General features: G+C 52.8%; 8 protein-coding genes. All 8 read left to right on the top strand.

Annotation, left to right across the window (positions count from 1 at the left end):
• Nucleotides 1-107: 107 nt before the first annotated feature.
• Nucleotides 108-554, top strand: coding sequence for a hypothetical protein (locus ACW7GZ_RS14740; protein ID WP_457010005.1), 447 nt, complete (start codon nucleotides 108-110; stop codon nucleotides 552-554).
• 136 nt (nucleotides 555-690) lie between these two features.
• Entirely contained in the window at nucleotides 691-1113 is a 423-nt protein-coding gene (locus ACW7GZ_RS14735) for a hypothetical protein (protein ID WP_457010003.1), read from the top strand.
• Nucleotides 1114-1210: 97 nt separating this feature from the next.
• A complete protein-coding gene (locus ACW7GZ_RS14730; RefSeq protein WP_457010002.1) occupies nucleotides 1211-3211 on the top strand; it encodes a hypothetical protein in 2001 nt (666 codons plus the stop codon).
• Nucleotides 3212-3371: 160 nt separating this feature from the next.
• Complete coding sequence (locus ACW7GZ_RS14725) at nucleotides 3372-3968, top strand: hypothetical protein (protein WP_457010000.1); 597 nt, start codon at nucleotides 3372-3374, stop codon at nucleotides 3966-3968.
• A gap of 58 nt (nucleotides 3969-4026) precedes the next feature.
• Entirely contained in the window at nucleotides 4027-4239 is a 213-nt protein-coding gene (locus ACW7GZ_RS14720; protein WP_457009998.1) for a hypothetical protein, read from the top strand.
• 9 nt (nucleotides 4240-4248) lie between these two features.
• Nucleotides 4249-4653: an AbiU2 domain-containing protein gene (locus tag ACW7GZ_RS14715; RefSeq protein WP_457010007.1), complete on the top strand. Its 405-nt coding sequence runs from the start codon at nucleotides 4249-4251 to the stop codon at nucleotides 4651-4653.
• 448 nt (nucleotides 4654-5101) lie between these two features.
• Nucleotides 5102-5470, top strand: coding sequence for an Imm50 family immunity protein (locus ACW7GZ_RS14710; RefSeq protein WP_457005681.1), 369 nt, complete (start codon nucleotides 5102-5104; stop codon nucleotides 5468-5470).
• Between the two features lie 17 nt (nucleotides 5471-5487).
• Nucleotides 5488-5901 carry a hypothetical protein gene (locus ACW7GZ_RS14705; RefSeq protein ID WP_457005765.1) on the top strand — a complete coding sequence of 138 codons (414 nt, stop codon included), beginning with the start codon at nucleotides 5488-5490 and terminating at the stop codon, nucleotides 5899-5901.
• The last annotated feature ends 271 nt before the right edge of the window (nucleotides 5902-6172 follow it).

The raw sequence follows: 6172 nt of genomic DNA, 5'->3' as shown, positions 1-6172 counted from the left end.
ATTACGGTGGTCTGACACCGAGGCGTTATCGGGCGCGCACGTCGGGCTCTCGGCACCTACGGTAGGGGAAACTCAAGACATAAGGCGTTAGGCCGCTGGGGAGCTACATGGCCAGTCCAACCAACAAGCTTCTGGTAGTCGGCGCCGCCCTTAGCGGGATCGCAGCACTCATGCATCTGGCGTGCCTTGCAGTAGGCGCTCCGCTGTTTCGGCTCTTGGGCGCCGGAGAGCAAATGGCACAACTGCACTTGGCCGGCCACTGGTATCCCACCGTCATTACCCTGGTCATTGCCGCCGTTCTTGCTGGGTGGAGTGCTTACGCTCTCTCCGGTGCCGGTGTAATTCGCCAGCTGCCGTTGCGGCGTACCATCCTCACCGCAATCACGACCATCTACATCGTTCGGGGCGTCGCATTCGTGCCGGTCATGGCGCACTTCCCCGGAAACAGCATGACGTTCTGGGTTGTGAGTTCTTCTATCTGCCTACTGATCGGCCTCGTCCATCTTGTGGGCCTTCGGCAGGCTTGGGGCAGGCTTTCTGGCGGTGCGGCCTAACAATGCGTTCAAGCCGAAGCCGCTTCGTTCCGCAAAGCACATGGCAGATACAGCTTGCCATGTGCTTCGCTCCACTACGCGTCTCGGCTTAACTTAGGCGTTAGGTTGCTTTTGAAACTCACAGGGGAGTCATGCAATGAAAGCATTTACCATGCCGGTCACCGCTATCATCTTGACCATGGTTTTGGCTGGTTGCGTCTCAATGCCTCAGAAAACGGGGGACTTGCGAAGCGTGTTGGGGGCACGACCACTCGCAGAATCACTTCTTGATATGGCCGAGAAATGCTGGGCGCGAGAAGCGACCTTCTTTCGAGACGGCATCGTTGTTGAGGATAGAGTAGGGGTTCGAGGCACCGTTATCTCTGCCTTTCGACGTGGCGGCGGAATCCCGGACCAGCCTGAGTTTCTAATCTTGACCATCAATGACGCTGCCGATGGTGGTGCAAATGTCGAGGTGAAAGAAGGTGACTATGCGATAGGGAGCCAGCTAAACCTTACGTCTGACGTAGATCGCTGGGTCGCAGGCGACCTCAGCTGCAGTGTGCAAGACACCAAGTAGCCGCAACCTAACAATTCATTCAAGCCGACGCCGCTTCGCGGCGCGGCTTAATTCAGGCGTTAGGCCTTACATCGCACTATCGACTTCAGGGGGAGTCATGATCGACAAAAGCATCGTCAATCCGGGAATGCATAAGCAGTTTCTAAGAAGCAGATTTAACTCTGACGAGCAACGCATCTTAGATCGACTCTCCCAAGACTGGTATCTAACAAGTAGCGGCGAGAAATTGAACGTCGCACAGTCGGTATACGACTATTTTTTGATGAAGCCGACCCCACGAATTCAAGAGATGTTCAATATTGAGCGCGAACTACTCTGCGTATTCAGCGACTACAGCAATTTTGAACCTCGCTCACTCGACATGTTCGACAAGGCCAGGGATCGGCTGCCAAAAATGCGCACTGAAACCGTCTGCGAGATCCTAATCAGCCGAGCCTCCGATGTGGAAGAAAAGGTCGATCGGATCCTGAAGTCGGACCCAGAGCATGCGATTGTTATTCCTCTTACTTACGATGAACTCCTAAAGGCAAACGCACCGGAGATCATCGAGAACAGATTCAGGAAGCACTTTTACTCACGCGATCTTTTTTCGTTCCTATCACCACTAAAGAAGGACACGTACTTCTTTGGAAGAAATAATCTCATCAACGATATTTTGAATCGATTCAAATCTGGTGAGCACACAGGTCTATTTGGCCTAAGAAAAAGTGGGAAGACCTCTATCGTCTATGCAATAGAGCGCCGCCTGGTGAATTCTGGCGAATCGTTCGTATCAATCGATTGCGAAAGCCCGTCTGTACATCTGCTTCGCTGGAACGAACTGCTCGGGAAGCTGGTACAGCTTTATGCGGCGTCGCGAGAATCTAAAATCAAGATAACCACTGAGGGGCGATACACCCAGCAAGCAGCCGCCGACAGCTTCGAGACAGACATCCTTAAGATCTTCAGATCCAAGAAGCCGTCGCCCACATTGTTTATCTTTGACGAGATTGAGCGCTTAACGCCAGGAACAGCATCTTCCGCTCACTGGCGAGATGAGAATGACTTTATATACTTTTGGCAGACGCTAAGAAGCGTCTTCCAGAAGAATCCAACTATCTATTCCTACATGCTTGTCGGAACAAATCCGAACTGTGTGGAATCGGTGTCTCTAAACGGGCATGAGAACCCCCTCTACGCCTCGGTTCCGAGCCAGTATCTTCCCGCTTTCACTCTTGAACAAGTAACCCAGATGGTGTCCGCTCTAGGAGATTACATGGGTTTGAAATTTGACCCAATTGTTTACTCAAAACTAACGGAAGACCTAGGCGGACACCCGTTCTTAATCAGACAACTCTGCAGCCAGATCAACAAGAAGGCGAAGCAGTTTCGCCCAGCACGAGTTGACAAGCCTCTGTACGCAAAAGCTAAGGCCGAATTTGATCTTGCAGCAAGCGACTATCTGGAGATGATGATCCACGTTCTTCGGGATTGGTACCCAGATGAGTACGACATGTTGAGATTCTTAGCTCAGGGTGACACGGACAGCTTTCAACAATTCGCTACCCAGAACACCGCTTTCACACGCCACCTTGTTGGGTATGGGCTGATCCAACACAGCGAAAACGGCTATTCCTTCAACCTTGATTCTCTCGCTCCTCTGATGAATCGCTTACATCAGCACGAAGCAATGAATCTTACGCAGGAACAAAAGATTCACGAAATTTCGAGTCGACGTTCCAGCATGGAGAAAGCACTGCGCAAGCTGCTCAGGTCCAGCTTCCTCGTTGTCTATGGAGCAAAAAAAGGTGCAGACAACGTCCGAGCTGCGCTCCAAGAGCAAAGAAGAGGGGCGTTTGTCAACGCAGACCTAGGTACGCTCTTGAGCGCTGACTCGTCACCACTCTATCTCCTAGAATTAGCCAACATTTTTCGCAAAGAATGGGGTGCTGTCCAGAACCTAATACCAATTGACAAGGCGAAGTTCATCATGATGCTTGAAGAGATAAACTCTATCGGACGTCCGGATGCACACGCGAAGTCAATCTCGAAGGATGAGTTTCTACAACTACGGCTCTACTTCAAGCAGATTGAAGACTTCTTAGAAGCCTTGGAGTAAGTAAGGTCGAACAATTAACTCAAGCCGAGTCCGATTCGCGGGTCGCTTAATTCAGGCGTTAGCCCTTACTGAAGGATCAGTCGTGACCGGACCTAGAATCAGCCTAAACAAGCTCGGCGAATATTTAACTGCGACGCCATCGCGGCGGAAACGCATCATCATGGATCAACAGGACCCTAAAGCCTTCATTGCGGCAAGGTACTCTGATGCTCGCGCCGAAATCGTGCAGTTCCTTGCATCTGGCATGGTTGACGACTCGTCTCTCGTTGCTGCTGCTAAGCGCCTTCGCCTAGACGACAGTGGAACCGACTTTTCCTATCAGGATCGTCTCGCGTCCGCGGAAGCGATGGAAAATTTCCTTGAGGCTAGTGACCAGATCGAACTTGACGATTTGGTTGTGGTGCCAGTCGAGAGCTCCGCTTCAGAAGCTATGCAGATCAGCGGAGTCTCAGTGTCTATACGACCAGATGCCTACCTCAAGGATCCGGTAACCGGCGACATTAAGGGCGCCATCAAGCTGCACTTCCCCAAAACAACACCGCTTAGTGACAAGGCTGCGGAGTATGTCGGCGCTGCGACAAAGGTGTTCCTGCAGCAGGAGAAAAAGTCGCCTATTGTCGACCACCGCAAATGCTATGTAGTCGACGTCTCTACTCGTACCGTTACCGCTGCATCCAAATCACATGTTCGTAAGATGAATGACATAGCTGCAGCATGCGAGGAGATCGACGCGAGATGGCGACGAGGTAATGGCTAACAACTCATTCAAGCCGACACCGCTTCGCGGTTCGGCTTAATTCAGTCGTTAGCGCGCAATGCCAAACATCATCATCGACGGACTCGATCAAGAGATACAAGCACGCCTACCGGCAGATCTGGCGGCGCAGTTTCGTCCGTTGTTCAAAGACATCTTCTGGCTCGGAATGAAGTGGCATGAGTACGCCACTCTATTCGGAGACAAGAGAAACTTTGAGCTACTGCACCGTACGGCTGGCTATCTGTTCCAGATAGTCGAGGACACAATGTAGGATGATTTAATTCTTCATGTATCTCGACTTACTGGCCCTACAAAAAGCATGGGCAAGGAGAACCTGACAGTTCGTAGAATACCGGATCTAGTCCAAGACTTCGGTCTGCGGAATGAGATCCAAAACTTGGTTGATTCGTGTCAAGCACATTGCACATTCGTATCCGACCATCGCAACAAGCGATTGGCGCATTACGACCTTGAGACTGCCGTCCAGAACCTAGAGGCAAACTTGACCGGGGTGAGTCGCTTGCAACTGCGGCTGGCGGTTGAGTCTCTGCAAGAGATCGTGCAGAAGATCTACGCGCATTACGCGAACACACACTTCGATTTCGACACTAGCTTGCGGACAGACAATGCAGAATCGTTGCTACGCGCGTTGGCAGCGGCAGAGAGTAAAGGTGTTGCGCGCTAACAATTCATTCAAGCCGACGCCGCGTCGCGGCGCGGCTTAATTCAAGTGTTAGGTCGCAGTAAAAGCGTCTTTCTCTGCAATGGTTTGAGTAGCACTTTCTTGATTCGCTTCACCGGGGTTTCTGGTTTCGCAACACGTGGCTTTTCTGGCGCTATCGGGGTTTGGAGAAGCAGTTGGTGGCCTGCGCCGCGTCGTTCTCGCTCGGCTGTATTACGGCCATCGGGTCCATTCCGGCAGTGCAGTTCATCGGGCGCAGGTACGGTTTTCCTGCTCTGCTCCAGGCCGGCTCTTTCGCAAGCGCGTGTTCTCGGCTACGGTTGCAACCTAACTGGTCATTCAAGCCGAACCCGCGAAGTCCCATTTCCAGGCTGAGTCGCGGTTCGATTTCCATCAGCATCCGCCCCACGCGCTGCGGGTCGGCTTAATTCCGGTGTTAGGCACCACAGGCATGATCTCGAAATCTGATTCAGTCACGTCAATCTTCGGCTACTGGCCCGAGTTCGCTGACGCTCGCTTGACCTCTTTCAACTACTCGGCTGAGGGCACTGTCACGCTCGACCTCTTCTACATCGACGCCTCTGCCGGCAAGGGCGCTGTGGTCGGCCTGTCATTCACTGGCGTCCGGGATATCGAGCTCAGTGACCTGGCATCGGAGAACGTACTGGACCGCTTAGCTATCGCTCAGGGCAGTCCCCTGCTCGTCACCCTTGAGCCGTGTATTGGCTTGGGTGGTAGCTTCACGTGCACGGCAGCCACAGTTACCGGAGTGGTGCCTAACAATTCATTCAAGCCGAAACCGCTTCGCGGTTCGGCTTAATTCAGGCGTTAGGCCTTATGAAAGCACTCGCCCTCCTGCTCGTCTTGGTTGTCGCCCAGTCGGCACTCGCGCACGACGTCGACTTTCGCGTGGTGAGGGGCGACTGTGCCGGCGGCCCCGAAGATCTGAACGCCTTGAGCGAGATTCAGTCAGCCTGGCTCGCGGACGGGACTCTCGAGATCACCGCTTGGGGTACTGAAACACAAGAACGCTCAGTGGTAGACGGCTCTGCGATTTTGGATGCATCACGACCGGGCGTCATTCGCCTAATCTACCAGTCCAAGTTCACGCGTCTCCCGCCAGACGCACCTGTCCTAATGTGTGAGGACTTCGCAAAGCTCATCTTCCTGATTCACGGATTGGAGCGGGCAGACTACGAGATCACCATTGAGGAGAGCCAAATCGTGTTGCGTTCGGTGGTGAAGGGATGAATTAACTCGGGGGCCTAACATTGCGTTCAAGCCGAAATTGCATCGCTACGCCAACAACATGGCAGAAAAAGCTTGCCATGTTGCCGGCTACGCGCTGCAATTCGGCTTAACTTGAGTGTTAGGCCGCAATGGACTCCTCTCTGATCCCCAAGCTCATCAGGCAGAGACGGCGCTTGTTCCAAAGCTACATTGTCCATGTCATCTGGTTCGCCGCCATGATCATCACAGCCATTGCCCATTCGTCCAAGACCGTAATTGCGGCTTCAATTCT

This window comes from Luteimonas sp. A537 (assembly GCF_054052065.1).
The sequence above is the reverse complement of the archived record's forward strand: the minus strand, read 5'-3'. Positions and strand labels throughout refer to the sequence as shown.